The organism is Saprospiraceae bacterium (genome assembly GCA_016716185.1).
In the GTDB taxonomy this organism is placed as follows: domain Bacteria; phylum Bacteroidota; class Bacteroidia; order Chitinophagales; family Saprospiraceae; genus Vicinibacter.
Map to the genome: position 1 here is coordinate 138732 of JADJWV010000003.1, position 25795 is coordinate 164526.

19 protein-coding genes are annotated in these 25795 nt (G+C 41.1%); 9 read left to right on the forward strand and 10 right to left on the reverse strand.

Features of this window, described 5'->3' with window-relative positions; translation table 11 throughout:
- Positions 1–4: 4 nt before the first annotated feature.
- The 4 genes from IPM34_13840 to IPM34_13855 all read right to left on the reverse strand — a co-directional run bounded on the left by IPM34_13840 (position 5) and on the right by IPM34_13855 (position 6784).
- Positions 5–556 carry a UbiX family flavin prenyltransferase gene (locus tag IPM34_13840; GenBank protein MBK8956617.1) on the reverse strand — a complete coding sequence of 184 codons (552 nt, stop codon included), beginning with the start codon at positions 554–556 and terminating at the stop codon, positions 5–7.
- A gap of 105 nt (positions 557–661) precedes the next feature.
- Positions 662–1999 (reverse strand): bifunctional folylpolyglutamate synthase/dihydrofolate synthase, encoded by a 1338-nt coding sequence (locus IPM34_13845; protein ID MBK8956618.1) that lies wholly within the window; start codon positions 1997–1999, stop codon positions 662–664.
- Between the two features lie 15 nt (positions 2000–2014).
- Positions 2015–6019, reverse strand: coding sequence for a T9SS type A sorting domain-containing protein (locus tag IPM34_13850; GenBank protein MBK8956619.1), 4005 nt, complete (start codon positions 6017–6019; stop codon positions 2015–2017).
- Between the two features lie 30 nt (positions 6020–6049).
- Complete coding sequence (locus IPM34_13855; protein ID MBK8956620.1) at positions 6050–6784, reverse strand: leucyl/phenylalanyl-tRNA--protein transferase; 735 nt, start codon at positions 6782–6784, stop codon at positions 6050–6052.
- Positions 6785–7925: 1141 nt separating this feature from the next.
- On the opposite strand from IPM34_13855, the gene tnpA reads away from it, so the two are divergent.
- Complete coding sequence (gene tnpA / locus IPM34_13860; protein ID MBK8956621.1) at positions 7926–8390, forward strand: IS200/IS605 family transposase; 465 nt, start codon at positions 7926–7928, stop codon at positions 8388–8390.
- Positions 8391–10105: 1715 nt separating this feature from the next.
- On the opposite strand, the gene IPM34_13865 is transcribed toward tnpA, so the two are convergent.
- Both IPM34_13865 and IPM34_13870 read right to left on the reverse strand, forming a co-directional pair.
- Complete coding sequence (locus IPM34_13865; GenBank protein ID MBK8956622.1) at positions 10106–10411, reverse strand: ATP-dependent Clp protease adaptor ClpS; 306 nt, start codon at positions 10409–10411, stop codon at positions 10106–10108.
- 4 nt (positions 10412–10415) lie between these two features.
- On the reverse strand, positions 10416–10889 hold the full coding sequence (locus IPM34_13870) for a redoxin domain-containing protein (protein MBK8956623.1): 474 nt from the start codon (positions 10887–10889) through the stop codon (positions 10416–10418).
- A 36-nt stretch (positions 10890–10925) separates the two neighbouring features.
- On the opposite strand from IPM34_13870, the gene IPM34_13875 reads away from it, so the two are divergent.
- The 3 genes from IPM34_13875 (at position 10926) to IPM34_13885 (ending at position 13268) form a co-directional block, all read left to right on the forward strand.
- Positions 10926–11849, forward strand: a complete 924-nt coding sequence (locus tag IPM34_13875; GenBank protein ID MBK8956624.1) for a DMT family transporter — start codon at positions 10926–10928, stop codon at positions 11847–11849.
- A 70-nt stretch (positions 11850–11919) separates the two neighbouring features.
- Positions 11920–12528, forward strand: a complete 609-nt coding sequence (locus IPM34_13880; GenBank protein MBK8956625.1) for a superoxide dismutase — start codon at positions 11920–11922, stop codon at positions 12526–12528.
- Positions 12529–12548: 20 nt separating this feature from the next.
- Entirely contained in the window at positions 12549–13268 is a 720-nt protein-coding gene (locus IPM34_13885) for a hypothetical protein (protein ID MBK8956626.1), read from the forward strand.
- Between the two features lie 418 nt (positions 13269–13686).
- On the opposite strand, the gene mtgA is transcribed toward IPM34_13885, so the two are convergent.
- Positions 13687–14436: a monofunctional biosynthetic peptidoglycan transglycosylase gene (gene mtgA / locus IPM34_13890; protein MBK8956627.1), complete on the reverse strand. Its 750-nt coding sequence runs from the start codon at positions 14434–14436 to the stop codon at positions 13687–13689.
- Positions 14437–14486: 50 nt separating this feature from the next.
- Between mtgA and IPM34_13895 the strand changes: the two genes are divergently transcribed.
- Positions 14487–14954, forward strand: a complete 468-nt coding sequence (locus IPM34_13895) for a hypothetical protein (protein MBK8956628.1) — start codon at positions 14487–14489, stop codon at positions 14952–14954.
- 127 nt (positions 14955–15081) lie between these two features.
- Positions 15082–16128, forward strand: coding sequence for an IS5 family transposase (locus IPM34_13900; GenBank protein MBK8956629.1), 1047 nt, complete (start codon positions 15082–15084; stop codon positions 16126–16128).
- A gap of 229 nt (positions 16129–16357) precedes the next feature.
- Here IPM34_13900 and xerD read toward each other — a convergent pair whose 3' ends face one another.
- Positions 16358–17269 carry a site-specific tyrosine recombinase XerD gene (gene xerD / locus IPM34_13905; GenBank protein ID MBK8956630.1) on the reverse strand — a complete coding sequence of 304 codons (912 nt, stop codon included), beginning with the start codon at positions 17267–17269 and terminating at the stop codon, positions 16358–16360.
- Between the two features lie 86 nt (positions 17270–17355).
- On the opposite strand from xerD, the gene kynU reads away from it, so the two are divergent.
- The gene (kynU, locus tag IPM34_13910) at positions 17356–18621 is read left to right on the forward strand and encodes a kynureninase (GenBank protein ID MBK8956631.1); all 1266 of its coding nucleotides are present in this window, start codon (positions 17356–17358) and stop codon (positions 18619–18621) included.
- Positions 18608–19960 (forward strand): FAD-dependent monooxygenase, encoded by a 1353-nt coding sequence (locus tag IPM34_13915; GenBank protein MBK8956632.1) that lies wholly within the window; start codon positions 18608–18610, stop codon positions 19958–19960. The genes kynU and IPM34_13915 overlap by 14 nt, the downstream gene beginning before the upstream one ends.
- A 234-nt stretch (positions 19961–20194) precedes the next feature.
- Here the strand turns inward: IPM34_13915 and IPM34_13920 are convergent, their stop codons facing one another.
- On the reverse strand, positions 20195–20902 hold the full coding sequence (locus IPM34_13920; GenBank protein MBK8956633.1) for a DUF4197 domain-containing protein: 708 nt from the start codon (positions 20900–20902) through the stop codon (positions 20195–20197).
- 180 nt (positions 20903–21082) lie between these two features.
- On the opposite strand from IPM34_13920, the gene IPM34_13925 reads away from it, so the two are divergent.
- Entirely contained in the window at positions 21083–23029 is a 1947-nt protein-coding gene (locus tag IPM34_13925; GenBank protein ID MBK8956634.1) for a KUP/HAK/KT family potassium transporter, read from the forward strand.
- A 409-nt stretch (positions 23030–23438) separates the two neighbouring features.
- Here IPM34_13925 and IPM34_13930 read toward each other — a convergent pair whose 3' ends face one another.
- Positions 23439–25658, reverse strand: coding sequence for a tetratricopeptide repeat protein (locus IPM34_13930; protein MBK8956635.1), 2220 nt, complete (start codon positions 25656–25658; stop codon positions 23439–23441).
- Positions 25659–25795: the final 137 nt, after the last annotated feature.

Genomic DNA, 25795 nt, shown 5'->3' on the forward strand with positions numbered 1-25795 from the left:
GAAATTAGCTTTTGCCCCATTGGAATGAAGCCGTATCGATTCCCGCCAATTCCAGTGCGCGGTTGCTCACGGTTAGCGCGAGTTCATCCATAGTCTGAGGTTTTGAATAAAATGAAGGAATCGCCGGACAAATAATTGCTCCTGCCAAAGTTAGCTGCCTCATGTTTTCTATATGAATGAGATGAAGGGGAGTTTCCCTCAAAACGAGGATTAGCTTTTTTCTTTCTTTCAACATCACATCGGCCGAGCGCGTCATCAGGTCGTCTGATACTCCATTTGCGATCCTGCCCATCAATCCAGCTGAACAGGGACAAATGATCATGGCATCAAATTTTCCGGAACCCGAGGCAAAACCGGCCGAAAAATCTTTGTTGTCAAATATCTTAAACGTAAAATCCATGGGGTCTACCTCGGGATTTTCAAGTCTCCAGTTTTGCATTGCATTGCCGGTGAAAACAAGCTGTATCTCGTGTTCTTTTTGAAGCATGAGTTTTTGCAACATGACTTTAGCATACAACGACCCGCTTGCACCACCAACTCCAATAACAATCCTCATGACCTGATCTTATTTTGTTTATTCACTAGTAACATTCGTCTTTTAGATTGGTTGCAACTTCGGTTGTATCCAATCCTGGAAGCATTTGTGCGAAATAAGCCTGTTTTAATCCTGTACTTCCAATTTTCTTTTTGAGTTCTGCATTTCCGGTATCTTTTCCAGGATTTCGGCTACCACAAAAATACTTCCTGTAACCAGGAGAAAGTCATCGGGCCCAAGATTTTTGGATGCTTGAACAAAACCTCTTCTGACGGATTTGAAATGTTTTCCCGATAAACCATATTCCTTAGCACTACTCATGAGCAACCCAGAATCCAAGGCGCGTGGAATTTTAGCCTGCACAAAATAATACTGCGCTTCTATCGGCAGCTGCCTCAGGATCCTGGACAGATCTTTATCTTTTACAAAGCCACACACGATGTGCAATTTTTTATAAGGGATCTGGCTAACTTGCCTTATTAAAAAATTCAAGCCATCTTCATTGTGTGCACTTTCACAAACCACAAGTGGATGTTCAGAAAGAATTTGCCAACGGCCTATCATATAGGTAAGATGGCTAACTTCTTCTAATGCTCTCTGAACGGACTGCGTCTGAAGCTGAATTACTTGTTGCTGATGCAGAAGATGAAGGGCTGCCAATACAGTCCTGATATTCTCTGCCTGGTAGATCCCATTTAATGGAGCTTGAATATTGTATTGCTGCTTATTCAGATTAAATATGATTTGCGATAAACCATATCCATCGAATACAGCACTGAATTCAGGTACAAGTTCATCCGGGTAATATAAGCCAGCATTCATTTCAGCTGCTTTTTCTTCAAAGACCTGGAAGCATTCTTCTTGTCTCCTTCCGACAAGGACGGCTGTTTTGGATTTAATGATACCTGCCTTCTCTTTTGCAATTTTTTGGATCGTGTTACCCAGCAAATCGCTATGATCCCAACTGATGTTGGTGATGATACTCAATTCCGGATGAATGATATTGGTCGAATCCAACCTTCCTCCGAGTCCGGTTTCAATAACAGCAATATCAACTTTCTCATCTCTGAAATAACAGAAAGCCATGGCGACCGTCATCTCAAAAAATGATGGCTTTATTCGTTCGAGCAAATCTCTATTTGTTTCAATGAAATTGGCAACATATTTTTTTGGAACAAAGACTCCATTGATTTTTATACGTTCTCTGAAATCGCAATAATGCGGCGAAGTGTATAAGCCAGTTTTAAAGCCATGAGTTTGGAAAGCAGCAGCCAACATATGCGATACACTTCCTTTGCCGTTGGTACCGGCGATGTGGATGGATTTGAATTGCTGCTGGGGATGTCCCATCGCTTCACATAAATCACGAATGTTGGTCAGATCCTTCTTGATGGCTGAGGCCCCCTGCCTGTGAAACATCGGCAATGCATCAAACATGTATTGTATGGCCTCCCCGTACTTCATTGGATCCTTCCAAACTTATTCTTTCGTTTTAAACAATTGTTTCAAGAACATTTGACGGGATGTCTCGAATATAACAAAGTAATTTCCCGGTACAAGTTCCGACAGATCCAGTTCAGTTTGCTGCAGGAATGATAGTGATTTTATCAGTCGTCCATGGGAATCGACCAATTTTAACTTCAGCTCCTCTGTCAAATTGGTTTTAATAAAGCATTGATCATGTCCCGGAACAGGATTGGGATAAATCCAAACATAAGGATCTCTGCTATCCTGTTGAATTTGTTTGTTATTTACCACCAGCGTATCATTCCACGATTTGGTCACCAGAAACTGTGCTTCGGTTTGGACATTGGCATTTTCAAAATTCACAGAACCATTTGGAGAAGGATTGATTCCGCTGGCATTATTAACAAATTCCCAAAGGCTGGTGTCTGCGTTGGGAACTCTTTTAAACAAGAGATAATCTGCAGCAGGTGAATTCGCAGATACCCATCCGATCTTATCAAATTCGATGTTTTTAAACGGAGTAAAAGTGCTGTTGCTTCCATAATTATGCAGGATCCAATAACTGGGACTGCCCGGATAGTTGTTGGGCTTAAAATACATTTCCGGAATAAAATTGATTCGGGTAACGCAAAGTTCACCGTTGGGAAAAATTCCGATGTCGGTCGTTTCGACATTTAAATTGGTATTACCGAATTGATAAATGCCTGCTCCACGAATGTCCAGGCGATGACTGTATCCCGGTCCCACTGGAACCGTCGATAGTTCTCTGATGGCGGTTGCATTTAAGGAAGCATGCGAAACTCCCTTCCGATCTAAAATCCTTCCCTGATCTTCATTAAATTGAAAATAATGGATCAATCCGCTGTCTCCGCTATGCGTCCTGGTAAGATGCATAATTTCTCTGATTTCATTTTGAGTTAGTGCCCGGTTGTAAATACATACTTCATCGATCAAACCTTTAAACAAACGGTCTCCTCCATTTAAATCGGCCCCTATTGAAATAGGGCTAACGAACGAGTGTTCGTTAATTGAAACGTTGTGCCTGTAGGCTACTCCATTTTTATAAATGGTAATTCCCGTAGGTTCGGCAACCAAAGCAAGATGGGTCCATTCGTTTGGCATGAGTCTGGCCTGTGAGTTCCAATTGTAGCCTCCACTATTCCAGTGGTAACGGAGGTCGCCATTGTTGAGGACACTCAGCCCGGCTGCCTGACTGTTACTCCTGCAAAAAAGAATGCCTGCCCAATTATTCTGATCTCCCGCAGATTTAACCCAGGCCATCATCGTTAACCGGTTCGTAGATTTATCCAAAGACGGCACCTGGGCATACCCTTGAGAACCATCCAAAAACAAAGCATTCCCTGGCAGACTATCCATCTCACATGCATCGCCGGCAAATACTGTCAAACTGTCTGTATAAATTCCTGTTGGGCTTTTGATGTGCATGATCACATTTTTATAACCCTTAGAATTAAAAACAATCTTAGGGGTTCGGGTATCCAGCCCGATCGCGTAGGCAGCATCTTCAACAGTCCAGTTCCATGAAACACCGGCATGATGTAATACCGAATGGTCATCGAAATAAAAAGTATCGCGAAGACAATTGGATTGCAATTTATCTGCCATGATCTTTGGAAGCACACTGGAGTTTTCGAACAATTCAGTTTCCCAAACTCCAAATCCCCAACATCCGTTTCTTAGTTTTCCGTCTCTGTAAAAAGGTTTCAAGCGGTTGGTTTCTGCACTTAAAGGCAATCCTGTAGAAAATGGTTGCCAATCCTGCATGGCATTGTTGCGATAAAAAACACCGCGGTTTGTTCCGAGATAAATGCCACCGTCTGTGCCGGAAGCATGCAAGACATCTGAAATCCTTACGTCATTTAGAATTGCGGTTGTCAAATTGATCCAGGATGCTCCGCCATCGGTGGTCTTATATATTTTTCGACCATTGGATCCATAGGTCACAGCCACCCATAATATTTTTGGATCCCCGGCACTCAGCGACATCTTGACGCGATCGTTATTATTGGGCAGAGGTAAAGCCGTTAATTTTTTCCAACTGAATCCACCATCTTCACTTTTCCACATCGCGTCATCGGTGCCGTCCCATTGGCTGCAATACATGACCAAGGGATGACTTCTGGAAATTTCAATTTCGTATACTTTATGATCTGCATTTCCCGGAAATGTATGGAGCAGTTGAAAAGTACTGCCACCATCTTCACTTTTCCAGATTTTATTCTCGTTGCCCAGAAAAATAATGTTCCAGCAATTGGGATGCCAGAGCATCTGACTGTTTGCATAATAGGCATAAGATTCATTTGGAAACAATCCTACCGGAAAATAACGGACACCCTGCATCAAATTTCCATTTAAGGAATAACCGCCTATATCTGAAAAATACGTTTTTCTTCCGGGACCGGGATTCACGTAACCTGTTGGAGATTCCGCGCCTCCCATCCGGTAAAATGTTTGTGATGGAAAATTTTCATTCCAGGCCATATTTCCATTGTGATATCTTCCACCCACCAGAATATCGTCATTCCAACCCGAATCAAATCCCCACAAATCTGCACCTGAAATGCCATCCATTCGTGCTTCCATACTGATGCCAAAATTGCTGGAATAATTAAGGCCGCCATCGCTTCCAATCCACAAATCATTTCCTACAGCCTCCAGGCATTGAATATCGGGATGACTCCAGGACAATCCTCCCACATAACTTCCGAGCGCAGTCCAGGTTTTTCCACCGTCTATACTTTTAAACCAGGAGGTGCCCCCGGCTATCAGTTCATTTTCGTTTTGAGGATTTACGATGATCGCCATATCGTAAAAACCCTGATCAAATCCGTCTGTACCATTGTGTGCCATCAGATTGGTGTGGGCAGGAATGCTGTATGTTCCCCCGATGGCATTGTTCGGGTTGGTATTATTCCATGAAGTGCCACCGTCTGCACTTACAAACACACCTACATATCCATTTAGAGTGCCTCCTTGTCCGCAGAGATACGCATATAATTTTTGCGAATTATCAGGACAAATTGCAATGATCGCACCTGTAACTTGTGTTCCAGCAGCTGGAACATACCAATTGATCGTATTGGAATTCCAATTTAAACCTCCATTAGTGGAAGTCATGAATTCAGTTGAACTCCCCATTTGACGAATGCAGTAAAAGATATCCGGATTGTCAACATTCACTTTGAGCGTCCAGCATAATTCTGTCCATTTTTTATTCCAGGTTTTGCCCCCGTCTTCACTAAATAACAAACCTTTATTTCCTGCGGCAAAAATGATCTGTGGTTTTTGGCTGTGGATTTCAAAATCATAACAATTCAAGCCATTTTCAGTATACACCGTCGACCAGGATAAACCCCCATCAGTAGATTTAATGATCTTACCGGAAGTTGAAGCAAAAACGGTGTCGGGATTATCCGGATGAATGACTATAGCATTAAAGGAACCATGCAAAACGTCCCGGGTAGTCAGAGCCCAATTCAAACCTTTATCAATTGTTTTCCAGATTCCGCCTGACTCACCTCCGGCATAGAGGATGTTCGGATCAGATTTAGAAATATCCAGACAGTAAATATTGGTTTGCCAGGTCACTTTGGTCTGTCCATCAGTATGAAAAGTTTTGGCAGGGCCCATGAATTTCCAATCGGGGGCGTTCCTGAGCCTGTTTTCCAATGGCATTCGAAGTTGTCTTGTAATTTTTTCTTCGCGTTCGAGTTCGATGACTGATTTTTCTTTTGCAAATCCTTCATTGTCCATATGCCCTCTCGCCCAGGACATCCACCTTTTGTAATATTGGCTAAAGCGGTCTTTTTTGAAGGGATGTGTTTTAAAATATTCCCTGTAAGACTTTTCTACTTCAAATACATTTGGGATTTCTTTATGAATCAACTGAATATAGTCCGGGGCATCAATAACACCAAATAATGGCTCAGGTTTAACCTGTGTAAATGCAGTTTGAAGCCAAAATGATAATATAACCAATGCGAAAAATGATCTCATAAGCTCTATAAATTAAAATACCTGGCAAAATTAGGAGAATAATTGGAGATCGGATGCATGGATAGGTCCTGGTGCTTTTGTCCATGAACTTCCTTCAATCCGGTTATTCTTATTTTTCTTCAACAATTCCTTAAAAGAATCGAGACTCAACAGTGTTGCTCCCATTGAAGTGAGATGAGGTGTGTCCTGTTGACAGTCGATGAATTCATAATTTCGATTCAGCAGTTCGATACATAAACCAGTCAAAGCAATTTTTGAAGCATTGCTCTCTTTAAAAAACATTGATTCGCCACAAAACATTTTTCCGATGCCCAAACCATACAATCCACCCACCAGTTGTTCATTATTCCAAATTTCCACTGAATGTGCGATCCCCTTGTTATGCAATTCCAGATATGCATGGATGATATCCTCATGAATCCAACTCCCACCAGATTGTCCGGACCTGTGTACCGTTTTACATTGAAGCATCACATCCAGGAAAGCCCAATCGATGCTGTATTGAAAAATATTTTTTTTAATAAGCAAGGATAAACTTTTTGAAATTTTGAGTTTTTCAGGATACAAAACCAGGCGTGGTACCGGTCCAAACCACATAACAGGTTCATCCGCATGATACCAGGGAAACATGCCATTGGAATAGCGCACCAGGATTTCCTCGAATTGCAAACTACCGCCGATAAATAATAATTCATTAACCAGTCCGCTGCCCAGCTCCGGAAGAAAGTAGTTTTTTTCGTGGAGTATGTATTCACACGGGATCACAAAATAAATGTTAGATTTTTGGTAACTATGGATAGTTTTTACAAATGCCTTTAATTTATTAATTATCAAACAAAAGTAAAAATATATTCTATTCTCCTTCAGGCGAAAGTCTTTGATTTGTGCCAAAAATGGAAACTTAAACGATAAACCAACAAAATAAATTCTAATTTTTGTATGAAAGCAAGATCCAGCAATCAAACCAACCAAAGATCATGATTTGGGCTACATGCAAGGCTTGTTTTCGTAAATTAATAAATATAAAAAGGCTACAAATTAAAAAAGGGCGTAGCCCTGATATCTTCGTAACACAAATCACGAACCAATCATAAAGGGCGTAGCCCAGATATCTTCGTAACACAAATCACGAACCAATCATAAAGGGCGTAGCCCAGATATCTTCGTAAAACAAATCATGAACCAATCATAAGGGGCGTAGCCCTCTAATCTTCGTAAAACAAATCACGAGCCAATCATCAGGGGCGTAGCCCTCTAATCTTCGTAAAACAAATCACGAGCCAATCATCAGGGGCGTAGCCCTCTAATCTTCGTAACACAAACAATGAACCAATCATCAGGGGCGTTGCCCTGATATCTTCGTAACACAAACCACGAACCAATCATAAAGGGCTTAGCCCTGATATCTTCGTAACACAAATCATGAACCAATCATAAAGGGCGTAGCCCTGATATCTTCGTAACACAAATAATGAACCAATCATAAAGGGCGTAGCCCTGATATCTTCGTAACACAAAACACGAACCAATCATAAAGGGCGTAGCCCTCTAATCTTCGTAACACAAATAATGAACCAATCATAAAGGGCGTAGCCCTGATATCTTCGTAACACAAATCACGAACCAATCATAAAGGGCGTAGCCCTCTAATCTTCGTAACACAAATCACGAACCAATCATAAGGGGCGTAGCCCTGATATCTTCGCAACGCAAACCACGAACCAATCATAAAGGGCATAGCCCTGGTATCTTCAATATGACAAATGCATTCAATCAAGAAAAAGCCTGTTTACATAAATTTATGAGAAGAAAAATGCATAATAAATAAAAACAAGGGCGTAGCCCTCATATCTTCGTAAAACAATACAATAACCAACAATAAGGGGCGTAGCCCTGATATATAATTATGGCAAATACATATACCCAATTATACATTCAATTTGTTTTTGTGGTCAAAGGCCGAGAAAATCTAATTCTTGAATCGTTTCGAGACGAATTGGAAAAAGTGATGTGTGGAATCATCACCAATTATAAATGTAAAACCTATGCTATCTATGCAAACCCCGATCATACCCATATTCTTGTGGGCATGCACCCAACCATTTCAACATCAAAATTAATGGAGCAAGTTAAATCAGGTTCCTCCAAATGGATAAATGATAAAAACCTAATCCACAAAAGATTTAGTTGGCAAGATGGATTTGGGGCTTTTACCTATTCCAAATCACATATTGACAGCGTGGTAAAATATATTTTGAACCAACCAGCGCACCATAAAAAGCAAACATTCAAGGATGAATATTTAAAGCTGCTTGATAAATATGAGGTAGATTATAACCCAAAATATGTATTTGAATGGTTGCATCAGTAAAATGTCAGGGCTAACGCCCCTTCAGAAAATTGGTTGTTAAATTATTGCTACAAAGATTTTAGGGCTACGCCCCTGAAATGATCCCAGATTATCAATATCTCAATTCTAATGCAATGTATAGGAAAAGTGATTTTTAAGATTCATTAAATAAACCATTATTTTAAGATTGAGATTCAAGTGTTTACTTTTGTTCAATTGATTTAGTTGTTTAAAAATGTCTAAAAAGTTGATGCTAAGGAATCAAGGCAATCCTGAAATCAAACCAACCAAGGTTCATGGATTGGGCTACTTGTGAAACGTGTTTTCATAAATCAATGATTATAAATTGGGCCACAAATTAAAAAACGGCGTAGCCCTCTAATCTTCGTAACACAAATAACGAACTAATCATCAGGGGCGTAGCCCTCTAATCTTCGTAAAACAAATCACGAACTAATCATCAGGGGCGTAGCCCTCTAATCTTCGTAAAACAAATCACGAACCAATCATCAGGGGCGTAGCCCTGATATCTTCGTAACACAAATCACGAACCAATCATCAGGGGCGTAGCCCTCTAATCTTCGTAACACAAATCACGAACCAATCATCAAGAGCGTAGCCCTGGTATCTTCGTAACACAAATAACGAACTAATCATCAGGGGCGTAGCCCTCTAATCTTCGTAAAACAAATCACGAACTAATCATCAGGGGCGTAGCCCTCTAATCTTCGTAAAACAAATCACGAACCAATCATCAGGGGCTTAGCCCTCTAATCTTCGTAACACAAATAAAGAACCAATCATCAGGGGCGTAGCCCTCTAATCTTCGTAAAACAAATCACGAACTAATCATCAGGGGCGTAGCCCTCTAATCTTCGTAAAACAAATCACGAACCAATCATCAGGGGCGTAGCCCTCTAATCTTCGTAACACAAATCACGAACCAATCATCAGGGGCGTAGCCCTCTAATCTTCGTAAAACAAATCACGAACCAATCATCAGGGGCGTAGCCCTGGTATCTTCGTTACACAAATCACGAACCAATCATCAAGAGCGTAGCCCTGGTATCTTGGTTACACAAATCACGAACCAATCACCAGGGGCGTAGCCCTGGTATCTTCGTTACACAAATCACAAACCAATCATCAGGGGCGTAGCCCTCTAATCTTTGTAAAACAAATAAAGAACCAATCACCAGGGGCGTAGCCCTGGTATTTTCGTTACACAAATCACGAGCCAATCATCAGGGGCGTAGCCCTCTAATCTTCGTAACGCAAATAAAGAACCAATCATCAGGGGCGTAGCCCTCTAATCTTCGTAACACAAATCACGAACCAATCACCAGGGGCGTAGCCCTCTAATCTTCGTAACACATCAGCCATCACAGGGGAGCCCTCAATCTTGTAACACAAATCACGAACCAATCATCAGGGGCGTAGCCCTGATATCTTCGTAAAACAAATCACGAGCCAATCATCAGGGGCGTAGCCCTGATATCTTTATTAAGATAGATGGATTCTTTGATGGCACAAGACGGACTTGTATAGTAAGGCTGGAATACTTGAGTGAGCAAAGTGGGTTAAGTCCTTACCATTATTATTGCCCAAAAAAAATTTGCTAACCAAACGACAATAATACAACTAACAATTGTTAGCTTGATAAAATTGAACTAAATTAAAAAGTAAATTATTGGCCAAATCACTCAAGCTGTTTCCAAGCTTGACGCAAATACATCCTATACCTTGATCGTCTCAATCACCGCAGAGAGACCTCGTTCACACAAGGCATCTTTCATCGGTAACAGGATTTGAATACTGGCTGTTTTGACAACGGCTTTTCCTTTAAAGTGAACAATGAGCGAGAGCTGCTCAGCTTGTTCAAAACTGTGTTTGCATACTTCCATCAGACATTGGATGACCCAGTCGAAGGTATTAACATCATCGTTGATCACGATGAGTTCTGCAACTTCTCCTGTATATTCTTCCAACAGGACTTCATCTTCTAGGGCTTCCCAGCTACCCGGATTTGTTTGTGGCATCATTGAATCAGTTGAGATTATTCAATAGTTTATTCACAGCGTCGAAGTTAGGTAAACTTCCGGCATTTTCCAAAATTTCCTGATAACGAAGCATTCCTTCCCCGTCAATCACAAAAGCGGCCCTTTTGGAAACCCCCTTCAAACCAAATGCAAACTCCTCGTAAAGACAATCATAAGCTTTGGAAACATGCTTGTTGAAATCGGAGAGTAAAAGAAAAGGCAAGTTCAACTCTTCCCTGTATTTATTTAATGCATAGGGCGAATCCACTGAAATCCCCAGGATCTGTGCTTTCGACTGTGTGTAAAATTGCATGTGATCCCTTATTTCACATAATTCTTTTGTGCAGGTCCCGGTAAAAGCAAAAGGAAAAAATAACAAAACAACATTATTTCCTGAAAAATCAGATAAACGGACTTCCTTCTTCTCGTTGGAAATGAGGGTAAAACCCGGTGCTTTTTCGCCAATTCTTAAACTATGCATGTGTTGCTGTGAAAGCGGGCACAAAAATAGATATTTGTGTCAATTTACAAAATGAATATCAACGATCGGCAAAAAGCCATATTAAATCTGCATCTGGCCGTATTTCTTTTCGGATTTACGGGCATTCTGGGAAAAATTATCCTGCTTCCCGCTTTAACCCTGATCTGGTGGAGGGCATTGTTGAGTTGGGTATTTATGTTGCCGAATCTCAAACAGGATGGAGGCCTGAAAGCCCTCAGCAGGAGAAGCCTGATCATTTTTCTGGGTATTGGTATCGTGGTTTGCATTCACTGGATGTGTTTTTATGGCTCCATCAAACTTTCAAATTCTTCCATTGCAATGATCTGTCTGGCATTTATTCCAGTATTCACGGCCGTTTTTGAAAGTATTTTCAACAAAAAACCCCTGGACCGGCTTGATCTTTTCATCGGATTAATAACGATTCCGGCTATGTGGATGATCGTTCAGAACATAGATCTTGGATACAGATTAGGTTTTTTGGTTGGAATCCTTGCCGCATTTTTCTCGGCAATCTTTGCCAGCCTGAACAAGAAATATATTTCCCTGGCTACTCCCATCCAGATTTCATGGCTTGAGTTGTTTGCAGTATGGCTGATGCTCAGCATATTACTCCCTTTTTTATACTTCTTTCAACCAAATCTGAAATTCATGCCCGACTTTTCTGATCTCTTTTATCTGATCATCCTGTCTTTTTTATGCACTGTTGTGGCTTATGTTCTGGCACTCAAATCATTACATCATTTAAGTGCATTTTCGGCCATGCTGGCTTTCAATCTGGAGCCGGTTTATGGAATAGTACTCGCGATAGCGATCTTCAACGAACACAAAGAATTTAATTTGTATTTTTACCTGGGTGTTTTACTTTTGCTTTCGAGTGTTTTTTTACACCCCATATTACAAAAAAAGCTGAGTTCTAAAAATTTGCCGGTTTCCAATTAAACAAAATCGAGTTTTAGTAAACCCGTAACAGTATATTTACGTTAACTATTAACCAACAAAAAAAATATTTATGCCTTTTACACTCCCCGATCTTCCTTATCCACATCAGGCGCTCGAACCACATTTTGATACGCGTACGATGGAAATTCATCATGGCAAACACCATGCTGCATATACCAACAATCTCAACAACGCAATCAAAGACACAGCTCTGGATTCAATGACCATCGAAGAGATCCTGAAAAATCTCGATATGAACAATATGGTGGTAAGAAACAACGGTGGAGGATATTATAACCATTGCTTGTTTTGGGAGTGCTTGTCTCCGCACGGCGGTGGAGAACCTAAAGATGAGCTGGCAGCAGCTATTCAAACGAGTTTTGGAAGTTTTGAAGCTTTTAAGGAAAAATTCTCAGCAGCTGCAATGAGCCGGTTTGGATCTGGTTGGGCCTGGCTTTGCGTTCTACCGGGAGGTGGTCTCGATATTTGTTCTACGCCCAATCAGGATAACCCTTTAATGCCATCTACGGGCTGCGGAGGAAATCCCTTACTTGGATTAGACGTTTGGGAACATGCCTATTATTTATTGTATCAAAACAGAAGAGCGGAATTTATCGCTGCATTTTTTAATGTAGTCAATTGGGAATTTGCAGAAAAACGCTACCTGCGTTTGCGTTAATTCATTATTTCTTTAGTAATATGATTCAAGAAAGCACAGTCATAGAATTATGCTGTGCCGATATTCATGCAGTTCAGACAGCAGAGATCTGCAATATCCCTGCAATTGAATTGTGTATGGATTTAGATTGTGGCGGCCTCACACCCAGCAATGCCATGCTTCATCTGTCCCGAAGAATATTTAGCGGTGAATTGGGCATGTTGATCCGCCCTCGCAAAGGAAATTTTCATTACAGCACTTTAGAAAAAGCGCTTATGCTCGATGAAATTTCCAGAGGGCTCGATGCCGGTGTTGATGCCATTGTCATAGGTGCTTTGTGCGAAGACGGTACCCTCGATCAAAATTTCATGGAACAAATCGTTCGAACGTCCATGGGTGCAACATTGGTTTTTCACAGAGCGATCGACACGACTCCTCATGTTGAAGAAATTATTTTTCAGCTGGCAGATTACCAATTTGACCGGGTGCTTAGTTCCGGTGGAAAACATACAGCTGCTGAAGGATCTGAAAATTTAAAAAAATGGAACCAGATCCTAAACCAGCAAATCGAATGGGTTGCCGGTGGAAAAATAGATGCCGGCAATGTAAAGCAAATATTACAAGAGAGCGGTTGCAGGAGAATACATTGTGCGTTGAGGAGTTCCGGTGATTTCACAGAAAGCGTCTTGGATTTAGGCGTGCCGGATGCGCTCGATTTAAATAAATTAAAAGCGCTGTTGAAAATTTTGGGGAATGGATGAGAAGGGATATTGGGAAGGAGCGGCGACTTTTAGGCTTTTAGGCATTTAGGCTTTTAGGCTTTTAGGCTTTTAGGCCCGATAAAATAAAGCTAACTTTTTCTTTACTAAAATATTATGCAATTTTATCGGGATTTAGGCTTTTAGGCTTTTAGGCTTTTAGGCTTTTAGGCTTTTAGGCTTTTAGGCTTTTAGGCTTTTAGGCTTTTAGGCTTTTAGGCTTTTAGGCTTTTAGGCTTTTAGGCTTTTAGGCTTTTAGGCTTTTAGGCTTTTAGGCTTTTAGGCTTTTAGGCTTTTAGGTAAATCCAATGTTAAAACTTAAAGTTCCTGTAAATTAAAATTTTTTTGAAATTTCAGCTGAACGAACTCTCTTCTTTGAGCTTTGAGTTTTATGCTTCCGGCTGTAAGCCTGATCCGCATTTTATCTTTTGGTCTTCCGCCTTTTTTCAGTAAACGCTTTTTTCAACAACTTTTGAATATTTTCATCCGGTTCCAACTGATCCATTTGTTGCATGACCCATGGATACCTGAAAGAAACATAATTAGACAGCGGTTTGACCTTATACCTTTTCGGATTGGGTAAACTTGCTGCAATCATAGCAGCTTGTTCGCGGCTCAGGTCCTTTGCATCTGTATTAAAATAAGCCCGCGATGCCGCCTGTATGCCAAAAACGCCTTTACCCATTTCAGCACAGTTGAGATACATTTCGAGGATTCTTTTTTTTGACCAGAGCAATTCAATCATCAGGGTAAAATATACTTCCAGTCCTTTTCGAATCCAGGATCTTCCCTGCCAAAGAAAAACGTTTTTTGCCACCTGCTGGGAGATGGTTGATGCACCCCTCATGCGCTTTGGTTTTTTCTTGTTGTGTTCGAGTGCTTTTTCAATGCTTTCAAAATCAAATCCATTGTGCTCCAAAAAGATCTGATCTTCGGATCCGATAACAGCAAGAGCTGCATGAGGCGAAATATTCCTGAAGCTCACATAATCCCGGTGGCAGCCTTGTCCGGAAAAAATGCTGGCAAGTTGAGTGGTGGTAACCGGTGGAAAAACGAGGATCAGCATCAATAGGTACAACCAATGCGCAGCAACCACCAGGCCTGCCCAGAAGAATGTTTTCGTATACCAGGCCCAGGATTTGTACCTGTGGTAAAATCCTAGAATGGACATCCCAAGTTTCTTTCTAAACTCTATCATGTTTGGCTCTGCCAAATTTATGTATGTTTGGCAAATATTTCAATGCTATGGTCTGGCTTTTCAGAATTCTTGTTTTTTTTATAGCCTGTTTTTTCATCCTTCCCTGGTTTCAGGTAGAAGATCCATTCAGGTCCCTGGCTTTGCGCTTTTTTTCGCGTCCTGCCACTGCCTGGATGTACCAGCACGATTGCAAACCCGACCGCGTGTATTTATTTGAGTATTATGTGGATTACACACTCTACCAACAACGTTATGACGGATACATTGAAAGTCTCGATCACAAAATCCCCGAAAACCTGCGTTGTTCAGGCCCATTGAGTTCAAAAGTGGAAATGCCCATCCGCTTTTTTCCCTATTTCAGATACTGGAGCGAACCGGAAGATGCCATAAGGCCTTCGTTGATTCTTTTTATCATGCTGAACGGGGTAAAATTCGGTTCGGTATTTTTGCTGGTGCTTACGTTTGTAAGGAGGAAGGGAGAGAAAGCTTAAAGCACAAAGCTGAAAGCTAAAAGTTATTTTGATGTATCCTTTGAACTAACTTTTGTTAGTTTGATTATTATATTTAGGGGACTTCTAAATATTCATAAAAATACCTATCTTTTGGGAAAAATTCTATATGGCCAAAATCATTACACCAAAGCAACAACTTGAGCTATTTGAGTGGGATGCGCTTGTTGAAAAACTTCGTTCTTTTGATAAAGATCCATTAGCTAAGCTTAACGATTACATCAGATTTGAATATTTTCGAAAGGAGCTGGAAAAAATTGTTAAAAGAACGGGAGAAGGTCCCGGCAGGCCATCTTATGATGTAGTGATGATGTTCAAGTTATTAATTGTTCAAAGAATATATGATTTAAGTGATGAATCAATGGAATTCCAAATAGCAGACCGGACAAGTTTTAAATTATTTTTAGGAATACGAGGAACGGATCAGATTCCTGACGCAAGAACAATCTGGTCGTTCAAGAATGAATTGAGTTTAAAGAAGGCGGATAAAAGGTTATTCAAAAAACTGGATCAACTATTACACCAGAATAGGGTAATAATAAATAAGGGTAGTATTGTAGATGCTCATATTGTAGAAAGCGAAATTAACCGCAATAGTAAAGAGGATAATGACTTAATAAAGAATGGGCAAATACCACAAGAATGGGAGGACAACCCAAATATTGGAAGACAAAAAGATTCCGATGCCCGCTGGGTAAAGCACCATAATCGCAAAGCCTACGGCTATAAAGATCATGTGAAGATCGATAAAAACACCAAACTGATTACCAACTATGAAATAACCCCTGCGAATGTTTATGATGGTGAAATGACGGATGTATTGATAGAAAAACGGGATAAAGGAAAACGCTTATATGGAGATTCGGCAAGCTGGGATTTCCGAGAACGAATCCGGAAGAAAGGGATGATACCTTGTATAAATCAGAAAGGAAGAAGAAACCGTCCATTAAACGACAGGGAGCAAGACAGAAATACGAACTTATCAAGAACACGTGCACGAGTTGAACATGTATTTGGTTGTATCACCACGATGTTTGGAAAAATGAAATTACGATGCATAGGTAAAGTAAGATCTTCTTTTCAAATTGGACTGACAAACATAACATATAATTTATTCCGGATTATCCAACTAAAAAGAAAAGTAGCATGGGCATAGTGTGCCCGGAACTGAAAAATCACAAATAAATTCACGAAATTGTTGAAAACCGGATCGAAATTGTTGAAAAACCTTGCTTGCAAAAGCTCCATTGTAGCCTTTGAAGTTTAAATGAATATCATTTGAACAAATGAAACGAACTTTTTTAATAAATAGAAGTCCCCTTTATATTATAATAGAAATATTTTATATTAACAGCGATTTGTCGTCTTCCTTTTCGCTTTAAGCTTCAAGCTTTTCGCTTATTCATCGGATGAAACTGCAAAATCGTTTCCCTCAGATAATGCAGATCCAGATGGGTATATATTTCTGTAGTAGTAATGCTTTCATGACCCAGCATTTCTTGTACGGCCCTGAGATTGGCACCGCCTTCGACCAGGTGTGTAGCAAAAGAATGTCGAAAGGTATGCGGACTCACATCTTTCTGAATACCGGCACGCGCCACATTGAGTTTTACGATATTAAATATGCTGACCCTCGATAATTTTTTTCCAAACCTGTTGAGAAACAGGAAATCCTGATGAGACCTGGCAATAGCAATTTTATTGCGTTCGTTGTTTGTGTAATATTCAATTTGTTTGAGCGCCTGAAGGCCAATCGGAACCAGTCTTTCCTTATTGCCTTTTCCAATTACTTTGACAAATCCTTCTTCCTTGTAAACATTGGATAACAACAAATCCGTCAACTCACTCACTCGCAAACCACAGGCATAAAGCGTTTCGAGGATGGCCCTGTCGCGGTGTCCAAATTCTTTGCTTAAATCAACTACAGCAAAAATTTTATCGATTTCTTCAACCCGCAATACATCAGGCAGCTTTCTGATCCACTTGGGACCTTCGATGAGTTCGGTAGGATCATCCTGGATGCAATTTTCAATCAACAGGTATTTATAAAATGCCTTGATGCCGGAAAGGATTCTGGCTTGAGAGGTTTCCGTAAAACCAAAATTATGGATCCAGTTTAAAAATAATTCAATTTGCCCGGTTTGAATCAGAGATGGAGAAAGCCCATTTAAATTTTCTTCGCAATACTGTTTCAGTTTTTCAACATCCCGCAAATAAGCTTGTATAGAATGGCCTGACAATGATTTTTCGAGTTGCAGATACTGATGAAAGCCCGATAATGCCGATTGCCAATCCATGAGGTAAATATAAGCCGGAGATCCTGGCCACAAGCTCTGATGTAAAAGACTTATTTTTGCCTTTTAAGCAACATAATTTATTTATAATGTCTTATCGCGAATATGCTCAAAACCTCGATCTTCAAGATAACTTAGCAGCATTCAGAGACCGGTTTCACATTCCTAAAACAATAGAGGGCAAAGATTGCATTTACTTGTGTGGCAATTCATTAGGGCTACAATCGAAAGGAATCCGTGGAATCGTTGAACAAGAGTTGGCTGATTGGGAGAAATTCGGTGTTCACGGCCACCACGATGCCAAGCAACCCTGGTACCGGTATCATGAATTCCTGACGGAACCCATGGCTGAGATCATTGGGGCAAAACCTCTTGAGACCGTTGTCATGAATACCCTGACGGTCAATGTGCATCTGATGCTGGTCTCTTTTTACCGTCCGAATGCAAAACGAAACAAAATTCTTATTGAATACAGCAGTTTTCCTTCTGATCGTTATGCGGTTGAATCGCAGATCAGATTTCACGGCTATGACCCTAAAGAATCTTTGATCATCTTGGAACCCGAAGAAGGAACAGATTATGTGAGTCAAACTCAGATCTCCCGGATTTTCGAAAAACACGGCGAACAAATCGCACTCGCACTGATCGGTTCTGTAAATTACTACACGGGGCAGGCTTACCCTTTGAAATACTTAACCGGCCTGGCGCATCAATACGGTTGTAAAATTGGATTTGACCTGGCGCATGGTGCCGGAAATTTATTGTTAAATCTGCACGACGACGGACCGGATTTTGCAGTCTGGTGCGGCTATAAATATTTGAACGGTGGGCCTGGATCATTGGCCGGTTGTTTTGTCCACGAGCGGCATGCACAGGACCAGAATTTGCCCAGATTTGCGGGTTGGTGGGGTCACGATAAATCCAAACGATTTTTGATGCAGCCAAAATTTGAAGTCATGCCGGGAGCAGAAGGCTGGCAATTGAGCAATCCGCCTATTTTACCCATGGCTTGTTTGCTGGAATCTCTTCTGATCTTCAAAGAGGCGGGGATGCAGTCCATCAGAAAAAAGAACCTGACGATGGGGACTCTTCTTATTCAATGGATACACGAATTGAATCATCCCAATATTGAGATTCTGACTCCGGAAAATTCTGATGAAAGGGGAGCACAATTGTCTATTCGTTTGAAGAATGCCGATAAATCTATCTTTAACAAAATTAGCGATAAAGGAATCATTGCCGACTGGCGCGAACCCGATGTAATCAGAATCGCTCCGGTTGCTCTCTACAACAGTTATTCCGATGTTGCAAGTTTTATGGACATTTTTAAAAGCGTTTTGTATGAAAAGGGATGAACATAAAATTCTGATCGCCGGCAGCGGACTGGTAGGCAGTTTAACAGCACTCCGCTTACTACAGCTTGGATTTGATGTCGAGCTTTTTGAATCGCGTTCAGATATGCGTCGAACGGATATCAGTGCAGGCCGCTCGATCAATCTTGCTCTTTCACACAGAGGTATACGGGCACTGGAACTATGTGGACTGGGACCTGAAATGATGTCCAATGCTATTGCCATGCACGGCAGAATGATCCATGGTCTTGACGGGAGCTTACAATTTCAGGAATACAGTACGAGAAAAGGAGAACACATCAATTCAATCAGCCGCCGGAGCCTCAATGTCGTGATCATGGATGCCATTGAAAAAATAAAGCCGGATTGCATTCATTTCAATCACAGGTTGGTTGGCATCGGTAAATACTCCGATGAATATTTTTTCGAAAACGATCAAAAAGAAATCATCAGCAGAAAAGATTCAATCCTGATCGGAGCTGATGGAGCTGGCTCTGCTGCGAGGAAATGGATGCTGGACCAGACTCCGCATTTTCATTTTGACTACAGCCAGCGTTACCAAAATTATGGATACAAAGAACTGACCATTCCACCCGGTGCCAACGGCGAATTTGTCATCGAAAAAAATGCATTGCACATCTGGCCCAGGGGGCACTTCATGATGATTGCGCTGCCCAATCCAGATGCCACTTACACGGCCACTTTGTTCCTACCTTACCATGGAAACGAGAGTTTTGACCGTTTACAATCAAACGAACAGTTGTTAGCATTTTACCACACTTATTTCCAGGATGCATTACCACTCATACCTGAACTGAATCGCGAATTTTTTGAACACCCTACGGGGTATTTGTATACTGTAAAATGCTTTCCCTGGAATTATCAGGATAAAATTCTGCTCATCGGCGACGCAGCACATGCAATCATACCTTTCTACGGACAGGGAATGAATTGTGGATTCGAAGATGTTTTTATTTTAGATCAGTTAATAGCGCAACATACAGATTGGCTGGAGTTGTTTTCTGCTTTTTCCAAAGCCAGAAAGCAAAATGGAGACGCCATTGCAGATCTCGCAGAAGATAATTTCATCGAAATGCGCGACAAAGTTGCAGATCCCGTATTTCAACGCAAACGCAAACTGGAAATACTCCTGGAGAAATCCTTTCCCGAATATTATTCCAAATATGCTTTGGTTACTTTCAGGCCCGACATCAGCTATTACGATGCCATGATCCAGGGAAGGAAACAAGATGATCTGCTTATGGAAATCTGCAGTAAGGAAACACAAGAATGGAATGAGGCGGAATTGAGGGCTGTTTATGATCGAATTGTAAAAGGGTGATGGGGAGAAGGATTGGGAGAATAGCTGGTAGGCTGGTAGGCTTGGAGGCTTGGAGGCTTGTAGGCTTGTAGGCTGGTAGGCTGGTAGGCTTGGAGGAAATGTGACTGCGCGAAAAAGGTTTAACTTTTAGGTCATTCTTTTTCAATACTAACGTCCATTAGTTGCATCATCTACCAACGAACAACTATCAGCTGCCAACTGATTACTGAATACTGAATACTGACTACTGACTACTCACTTATCCTGTTTTGCAAAAACCTTTTTCAGCAGATCGGATGTGCGTGCGGATAAATTGTGGCGTATGTCTTTTTCTTCTTCTTCGATTTTTTTGAAGAGTCCGTCGAGTGCTTTTTGGGTGACGTGATCCGACATATCCGGATTGGCTTTTTTGACGAAAGGAATTTGATTGTACTGGGTCACTGCTGAATTCCACAATTGCAGTGCACCTACTTTGCTCATGGATTCATCGATTACAGGTTTGAAGGCGTTGTATAATGCTGTTCGCGTAGTGCGATTTAAATACATCGTAGCGGCATTGTCCTCTCCTTTCAAAATATTCAATGCATCTGCAATCGTCATCTGCTTGATGGCATCGATAAAAATGGGTTTGGCTTTAATGGCTGCATCTTCAGCCGCGCGATTCAATTTTTCGATGACATCGTCTTCAATGCTATTGAATCCTGGTATCACGCGCAATTTGTTGCAGACCTGCTTGGCATCCTCCGGTAATGCGATTTTGTAGATACTTTTAAAATAGCCGTCTTTTTGAGAGAGCAAATCGGAGCCATTGACGGCTCCTTTGGTCAAAGCTTCTTTAAGACCAGAGGCGATGTCATCGTTACTCAAATCGATTCCGGTAACTTTTTTAAATAACTTATCAAATTGGGCATTGCAGGATTGAAAAAGCAAGGCCATTGGGATCAGCAATAATATAGATCTCATGTTGTTTTCCTTTAGAACAACAAAACTAAGTGCCTCCATGCATTCCTTTGGTTAAATCTTTGTGAAAACCCTCCATCCTGACTTTCAACAATTTGCATTGGGGTGAATAAAATCCCCATTTTTAAATACATATCATTGTATTTTTACCGCTTTGTTTCGCGAAATAAAGCCTGAACATCCATGCCACCACCTAATGACCACCACAAATTAAGTCTCGGCGGTTTACTTATAACACTTGGGATCATTTTTGGAGACATCGGAACATCTCCGCTGTATGTGATGCAAGCCATCACCAAAGGAAAAGTCATTTCTCCCGAACTCGTTTTAGGAGGGGTGTCCTGTGTTTTATGGACCCTTATCATCCTTACGACGATCAAATACATTTATCTGGCACTTAATGCAGACAATAAAGGCGAAGGTGGAATTTTTGCCCTTTATGCCAAAGTAAGGCGTTACAATTCCAGTTGGGTCATATATCCGGCCATTATTGGGTGTGCCACCCTGATTGCAGATGGTTTTATCACCCCACCCATCTCTATTTCTGCAGCCGTGGAAGGACTCACCATCATGTTTCCGGGCATTCGAACCGTTCCCATTGTGATAGGCATCATTATAGCCATTTTCACCTTTCAGCAGGCTGGAACGCAAGCTGTTGGAAAGGCATTTGGCCCCATTATGCTGATCTGGTTCAGCATGTTAGGAACTCTGGGAGTCATCCAAATCTTCGGCCACACAGAAGTTTTAGCAGCTTTCAATCCAAAATATGCCATTGAACTTTTAACCCATTACCCACAAGGATTTTGGTTGTTAGGAGCGGTATTTCTATGTACAACGGGAGCTGAGGCCCTATATTCAGATCTGGGACATTGCGGCAAACAAAATATTCGGGTGAGTTGGTCTTTTGTGTTGGTTTGTCTGCTATTAAATTATTTCGGACAGGCAGCATGGTTGCTGGATAATCTCAACGGACAAAAAATCACCTCTTCCACGCGCATTTTCTACGAGCTCATGCCAGGCTGGTTTCTTCCATTTGGCATCGCTATCGCTACAGCGGCAACGATCATCGCCAGTCAAGCTTTGATCAGCGGAGTATTTACACTGGTCAATGAAGCCATGAAACTGCACCTTTGGTTCAGAATGCGGGTAAACTATCCATCCAAATTCAAAGGCCAGGTCTATATACCTTCGATCAACTGGTTTCTGATGTTTGGCTGTATCGCTGTGCAACTCATTTTTCAAACCGCTGAAGCCATGGAGGCTGCTTACGGTTTGGCCATCACCATCGATATGTTGATGACGACATTATTGCTGAGTTATTTTTACAAAATCAAATCGCATAAAACATGGCTGGGCCTTGCCTTGCTGATATTCTATTTATGTTTTGAAACGACCTTCCTGATCTCTAATTTTGACAAACTACTGCATGGCGGATGGTTCACACTCATTTTAACCGTCGTTTTTGCCATCGTTGTCTTTGTCCATTACAACGCACAAAAAATTAGAAATAAACATACCCGATTTGTCCCATTGAACGATTATGTACCGGTGCTCAAAGATGTGATTGCAGATGAATCGATTTCTAAAGAATCCAGCCACCTGGTTTACCTCAGTATGTCTGAGAGCAAAAATCTGATCGATTCGAATATCATGTACTCCATCTTGCGGAAGAAACCCAAACGCGCTGATGTGTATTGGTTTGTGCACGTGGCCATTGTGGATGATCCTTATTCAAAAAGTTTTCATGTAGACACGATTGTGCCAGGCCAGATTTTCTTCGTCCATTTAAAATTCGGATTTAAGGTTCAACACCGGGTCAACTCCATGTTCCATGAAATCGTCGAACAAATGGTAGCGAGTGGTGAAGTAAGTATTAAAAGCACCTATCCTTCAATCCGCAAACATAATATTGACTCTGATTTTAAATTTATCCTATTGCACACACGGGTTTCCGCAGACACAGAACTCACGGGCTTCGAACAATGGGTCGTCCGCACTTATCGCATGCTCAAGAAATTCAGCCTACCCGCCGTTGAGGATTTCGGATTGGAAATGTCAAATGTTGAAGAGGAATTGGTGCCGATTCTGGTTGGACCTAAGGCGGAGATCCATTTGCATAGGGAAATGTAAGGGGAAGTGGGCAGTGGGAAGTTGGCAGTGGGAAGTTGGCAGTTGGCAGTTGGCAGTCTCAAGTTGGTAGATGTTAGTTGCTAGTTGCTAGTTGCTAGTTGTTAGTTGCTAGTTGTTAGTTGCTAGTTGTTAGTTGCTAGTTGTTAGTTGTTAGTTGCTAGTTGTTAGTTGCTAGTTGCTAGTTGCTAGTTGTTAGTTGTTAGTTGTTAGTTGTTAGTTGTTAGTTAATGTAACTAACGTACGTTAGTAATTAAAATAGTGGTCATAAAGTTAAACCTTTTCACAAATTCGCATGACCCTAAAAGCCTAAATCCCGATAAAATTGCATAATATTTTAGTAAAGAAAAAGTTAGCTTTATTTTATCGGGACTAAAAGCCTAAAAGCCTAAAAGCCTAAATGCCTCCTCCCCTACCAAAATTTTTTATTTGGGAAATAAACCACAACCAACTTTCTAAACGATTCGAGTTGGATCATCTTTTCAAATCCCTTATCCGACCGCATGGCTGTTGTATTGTTGTACCCTTTTTCAAAAGATTGTTTGAAATATTCAATGGCTTTTTCATCCCGATTCTGGAGAGCAGCGTTACTTCCCAGATAAAAATAAATGATCGCTGTTTTTTCTGAGATCTTGTTTAAATACAAATCAGACTTTACAAATTCATTTTCGTTGCGGTAATACTCCCCAAGACTTTGAAGTGCAGCAGGATATTCCGGATGTGTTTTCAATACTTCATGGTAGTGATTTAAAGCAGCTTTGGGATTTCCGAGTTTCAATTCGATCTCGCCCAAATTTATAAGGGCATCCGGGTCCTGTGGAACGAGTTTTAAATAGGCCTGAATGGCTTGCTTTGCCCAGGGAAAATTTTCCGCAAAGTAATAGACCAATGACAAATTGAAAAAAGCATTGGCAAATGTGGTATCGAGTTCGGTTGCTTTGTTCAGATATTTTGCAGCCAATTCGTATTTTTCAGCCAATTGATAGGATAGTCCAAGGTTGTAGTGGGCCAAAGGAAACAAACTGTCAATAGACACCGCATACCGACCACTGATGATGGCACTGTCGTATTTATTTTCGTCGTTGAAGCAGGCACTTAGATTTGCCCATGCCAATGCCCATTCGGGACTTATGGCGAGGGCTTTTTGCAAATACCGGATGGCCTGATCCGATTGGTTTCTGCGCCTTTCAAGCAAACCCAGTTCGTTGTATGCAAAAGCAGCATCGGGATCCAATTCAATACATCGCAACTGCTGCTTTCGGGCGGACTCATAAAGAATATTATTTTTTAATCGTTCGCCTTTTAATCTCAGTTTCAATCCTTCGTAATAATGTTTTTTTGACTGCAGTCCGGAAAACATTTTATGCTCATTGCCCACTAAAGAAGAGGCTTTCTCTAGATATTCAGGATAACGCTCGTATTTTTCATTAAAAGACCAACGCTTTCTGAGTTCGACAGGATCAGACCTCAGATAATCATTGATCGCTTGTTGGGTTTCGTCCACCATAGCAGCAGCTAACTGATATTTCCATTGATTTAGATAAGCAATCGATTCGGGTTCTTTCTCCAGTTTAATGAGGAAGTCCCATGCTGAATTATCCTTTGGGTAAATCATCCGCTTTTCCTGGATTGCCGAAAAAAATTGTTTTAGCAATTTAACGGTATTAGGATTTTTAATATCGTTCGGTATTCCATTGGATTGTGTAAAGACAGTTGTCTGATTTGAGGATGTCGATTCATCCTGAATTTCGTTGTTCCGAATATGGGCCAATGTTGTAGATTTATTGCCAACGGTCATCGGCATTTGTTTCTGAGGTGCGACAGCATTGGAAACTTCGTCTTCCAGATATCTTTCAATTTCGAACAAGCTTATTTTATGGTCTTTATTTTTATCGGCAAGGCCTTGTAATCCCTTCAATAAATAATATGAAAACACACCCCGGCCACCACCCCAGGCAGTTCCTTCCAGAGAAAGTTCATCGGGCTGACAAGATAAAATTTTCATTTCATTCGAAAACTGCTTGGAAAGATTGGTAGCGGTCAGTTGACTCCCGCCAATGGTATTGCCAGCAAGTTTTCCCGATCTGCAAGCATCGGTAATCATCAACACCTTGGCCTTGTTTTGAACAGATAAGGTAGTTATGATTTCCTGAAGATATATTATTCCAAAAGTTCCGCCGCTCATGTAAACTGCAGGCGGAGCATCCCAGCAAAGCAAAAACCCGGGTTGGCTGATCGATTTGGTCTCCAGATCTCCATGGCCTGAAAAATAAAAAATGACGAGATCACCTTCCCTGGCTTCATCGAGCAAGGCATACATAGCCATAATCACCTTTCCTGCAGAAGCATGACTATTTACCAGCAACTGTACATTCTGACTGTCTAGTCCGATTCCATTTGGACTGATCAGGTATTTTGCAAAGGCAACAGCATCTTTATCGGCAAATTTTAAATCGGGAATCGCGGGATTCTGGTAATCAGAAATACCTACGATCAGCGCATGCACTTTGCCCGCCGAATCCGCTTGATTTTCAACCGTACGCACCCCTCTTGACAGAAGTACCTGTGCCTGGTTGAAACCTGGAAACAGACTCAGCAACAGCAGGAGCTGAATGGTTTTAACCGTTTTCATTATTATGATGTACCCCGACTTAACTTTGGTTATCAGATCTTTAACTAACTGAAAACCAGCCAAAGTTATTTTTATTCAATGTAAATATAATTAAAATTAATGGATTCAAATTTGATCTTGTTTTATTTGTTATTTGT

What these genes read in the sequence shown, in the direction of transcription:
- IPM34_13850 (MBK8956619.1), bottom strand. Translation starts at nt 6,019, where the DNA reads ATGAGATCATTTTTCGCATTGGTTATATTATCATTTTGGCTTCAAACT.
- IPM34_13870 (MBK8956623.1), bottom strand. Translation starts at nt 10,889, where the DNA reads ATGCATAGTTTAAGAATTGGCGAAAAAGCACCGGGTTTTACCCTCATT.
- IPM34_13930 (MBK8956635.1), bottom strand. Translation starts at nt 25,658, where the DNA reads ATGAAAACGGTTAAAACCATTCAGCTCCTGCTGTTGCTGAGTCTGTTT.
- IPM34_13880 (MBK8956625.1), top strand. Translation starts at nt 11,920, where the DNA reads ATGCCTTTTACACTCCCCGATCTTCCTTATCCACATCAGGCGCTCGAA.
- IPM34_13920 (MBK8956633.1), bottom strand. Translation starts at nt 20,902, where the DNA reads ATGAGATCTATATTATTGCTGATCCCAATGGCCTTGCTTTTTCAATCC.
- IPM34_13925 (MBK8956634.1), top strand. Translation starts at nt 21,083, where the DNA reads ATGCCACCACCTAATGACCACCACAAATTAAGTCTCGGCGGTTTACTT.
- xerD (MBK8956630.1), bottom strand. Translation starts at nt 17,269, where the DNA reads ATGGATTGGCAATCGGCATTATCGGGCTTTCATCAGTATCTGCAACTC.
- IPM34_13915 (MBK8956632.1), top strand. Translation starts at nt 18,608, where the DNA reads ATGAAAAGGGATGAACATAAAATTCTGATCGCCGGCAGCGGACTGGTA.
- IPM34_13900 (MBK8956629.1), top strand. Translation starts at nt 15,082, where the DNA reads ATGGCCAAAATCATTACACCAAAGCAACAACTTGAGCTATTTGAGTGG.
- kynU (MBK8956631.1), top strand. Translation starts at nt 17,356, where the DNA reads ATGTCTTATCGCGAATATGCTCAAAACCTCGATCTTCAAGATAACTTA.
- tnpA (MBK8956621.1), top strand. Translation starts at nt 7,926, where the DNA reads ATGGCAAATACATATACCCAATTATACATTCAATTTGTTTTTGTGGTC.
- IPM34_13840 (MBK8956617.1), bottom strand. Translation starts at nt 556, where the DNA reads ATGAGGATTGTTATTGGAGTTGGTGGTGCAAGCGGGTCGTTGTATGCT.
- IPM34_13865 (MBK8956622.1), bottom strand. Translation starts at nt 10,411, where the DNA reads ATGATGCCACAAACAAATCCGGGTAGCTGGGAAGCCCTAGAAGATGAA.
- IPM34_13885 (MBK8956626.1), top strand. Translation starts at nt 12,549, where the DNA reads ATGATTCAAGAAAGCACAGTCATAGAATTATGCTGTGCCGATATTCAT.
- IPM34_13895 (MBK8956628.1), top strand. Translation starts at nt 14,487, where the DNA reads ATGTTTGGCAAATATTTCAATGCTATGGTCTGGCTTTTCAGAATTCTT.
- IPM34_13845 (MBK8956618.1), bottom strand. Translation starts at nt 1,999, where the DNA reads ATGAAGTACGGGGAGGCCATACAATACATGTTTGATGCATTGCCGATG.
- mtgA (MBK8956627.1), bottom strand. Translation starts at nt 14,436, where the DNA reads ATGTCCATTCTAGGATTTTACCACAGGTACAAATCCTGGGCCTGGTAT.